General features: G+C 68.6%; 2 protein-coding genes and 1 pseudogene. 1 reads left to right on the forward strand and 2 read right to left on the reverse strand.

All coding sequences use genetic code 11. The features are described 5' to 3' along the window. Positions 1-168: 168 nt before the first annotated feature. The gene (locus ACFR9S_RS02395) at positions 169-633 is read right to left on the reverse strand and encodes an adenylyltransferase/cytidyltransferase family protein (protein WP_379732617.1); all 465 of its coding nucleotides are present in this window, start codon (positions 631-633) and stop codon (positions 169-171) included. Then, positions 630-1,130, reverse strand: coding sequence for a Mov34/MPN/PAD-1 family protein (locus tag ACFR9S_RS02400; protein ID WP_379732616.1), 501 nt, complete (start codon positions 1,128-1,130; stop codon positions 630-632). Before ACFR9S_RS02400 ends, ACFR9S_RS02395 begins: the two co-directional genes overlap by 4 nt. A 106-nt stretch (positions 1,131-1,236) precedes the next feature. Between ACFR9S_RS02400 and ACFR9S_RS02405 the strand changes: the two are divergent. Continuing rightward, a pseudogene (locus ACFR9S_RS02405) lies at positions 1,237-1,733 on the forward strand (RecJ like exonuclease); the annotation flags it as partial.

Here is a 1,733-nt window from a genome sequence, read left to right on the forward strand (position 1 = left end):
ACGAGGAGGTACACTCCCATCGCGGCGGCCGCGAGCAGGCCGGCGAACTGGCGGTCTGAAGTCACTACGCGAGGTAGCGCCCGGCGATACTTATCCGCTTCGCGTCTGCCCGACGGCTGGGAGCCACGGACACCGTCCGAGCGAAAATCGATCGACAGCGACCGTCGACTACCCGCGCCGCTCCAGAATCCGGTCGACGATCCGGCCCGTCGAGAGCAGTTCGTCCTCGTACTTCGGCTCCCGCGGTCCCGCACGGGCCACGTCGCAGTCGATCCCGCGGTCGTCCAGCGCGGCCGCAACCGCGTCCTCGTCGTGGTGCTGGTCGTAGCCGAGCACGATCACGTCCGGGTCGATGCGCTCGATGGGGACGAAGATGTCCGACTCGTGGCCGAGGTGTGCCTCGTCGACGGCGTCGATCGCGCCGACCACGTCCCGGCGCTGGCGGGCGGGCAGCACGGGGTCTTCCTTGTGGGAGACGTTCGAACTCCGGGCGACGATGACGTGGAGTTCGTCGCCGTGGTCGGCGGCCTCGCGGAGGTAGTGGACGTGTCCCGGGTGGAGCAGGTCGAAGGTGCCCTGTGCGACCGCGCGGGTCGGTTCGCCGCCCGTCGTCTCCCGACCGTCCCCGCTCATGGCTCGTCCCCGTCGAGGCCGAGTTCGGCGTCGATGTCCTCCTGCGTGAAGTCGAAGAACTCCTCGGGGTCGTCGAGTTCTACGTCGTACACCGGGAGGCTGCGGCGCTTGCCCTCGCGGTCGAGCGCGACCCAGTCGTCGCGGCCGTAGGGGTGGCCGACGATGATGTGGACCTGCCCCTTGCCGAACGTCGCGAGGTCGGCCTGAGAGGGCTGGAGCACGCCGTTGGGGTGGGAGTGGATCGATCCGACGGAGGAGAAGTCGTTGGGGACCATGTTGGTCTTGATCGTCGCGCTGATCGGGTTGGACTCGGTGCCGGGGATGATCAGCACGTCCGTCACGAGCAGCCCCTCGTGGTCGATCCCGAACTCCTCGGCCGGCTCCCCGCGCAGCAGCCCCATGTACTCGTCGGGGTGTGTCTCGCGGGACGCTTCGAGCGCGAACGTGAGGGCGTCGTCGGCGATGCCGACCACATCGCCCGACCGGAACAGTCCCATCTCCGGGTACTCGGTGGCGGCGCTAACTAAGGATTCCGGGACGCCCGCGGGGGCGCGTCGTGTTCGAACTGGAAGACTTAACACCCGCGACCGCCGAGTTTTCCGTATGACCGAGCACTCAGCCGGCGAGGACGCCGGCACTCCCGAGGGCGGTTCGCCCTCGGACCGTCGGGATGTTCCCGACGACGCGACCGTGGTTTACGATCTCGACGACGACTGTACGATGGACGACGTGGCGGAGGGCGCACGCTACCTCGTGACCGTCAACGGCGTCGTCGACTACGGCGTCTTCGTCGACGTCTCCGACACCGTCTCCGGGCTGGTCCACGAGTCCGGCCTCGACGGCGAGTACGAGGAGGGCGACGAGCTGGTCGTCCGACTGACCGAGATTCGGGAGAACGGCGACATCGCGTTCGAGGAGGTCGATCCCGCCGAGAACCGGGTCGTCCGCGTCGAGCACGAGCCCGAGATCACCGCCGTCGAGGAGCTCCGCCGCGGCGAGGCGGTCACCGTCGAGGGCGAGCTCACCCAGATCAAACAGACCGGCGGCCCGACCATCTTCCACGTCGGCGACGACACGGGTATCGTCGCCGCCGCCGCGTT

It is taken from the genome of Halolamina salina (assembly GCF_042678005.1).
In the GTDB taxonomy this organism is placed as follows: domain Archaea; phylum Halobacteriota; class Halobacteria; order Halobacteriales; family Haloferacaceae; genus Halolamina; species Halolamina salina.

Excerpts from the sequence above, each read along its gene's own strand:
- ACFR9S_RS02395 (WP_379732617.1), bottom strand. The coding sequence starts at position 633 with ATGAGCGGGGACGGTCGGGAGACGACGGGCGGCGAACCGACCCGCGCG.
- ACFR9S_RS02400 (WP_379732616.1), bottom strand. The coding sequence starts at position 1,130 with ATGGGACTGTTCCGGTCGGGCGATGTGGTCGGCATCGCCGACGACGCC.